This window comes from Tamlana crocina (assembly GCF_012037625.1).
This window is the reverse complement of sequence record NZ_JAAVJS010000658.1, coordinates 1-326: the sequence shown is the minus strand read 5'-3', so window position 1 is coordinate 326 and position 326 is coordinate 1. Positions and strand designations below refer to the sequence as shown.

Genomic DNA, 326 nt, shown 5'->3' with positions numbered 1-326 from the left:
ACCCGACCAATTTATTGACCACGGAAAAGTGGAAGAATTACAAGAAATAGCAAAAATTGACGTTGACAGTATTAGAAGTTGCCTGTACAACCTTCTGAAAAAATATAAATTACCTGATGCATAAGTTTACCCTAAGCCTCCTCTTATTTCTTTTTAGCCTTACTGGTTTCGCAAAAGTGGTTGATACCACAGCTGTAGACACTATTAAAGTTATGAACGAGAAGATCAACTATTGGGAACAGGTGAACAAGGTAGGCTTAAGTCTTAATGAGGTGGCTTTTATCAACTGGAATTCAGGGGGGAACAATTCTTGTTCTGCACTCTTA

Annotated in this window: 1 pseudogene; it reads left to right on the top strand. The window is 37.7% G+C overall.

From position 1 onward, the window contains the following. Nucleotides 1-116: 116 nt before the first annotated feature. Nucleotides 117-326: pseudogene (locus HC176_RS19790) on the top strand (DUF3078 domain-containing protein); the annotation flags it as partial.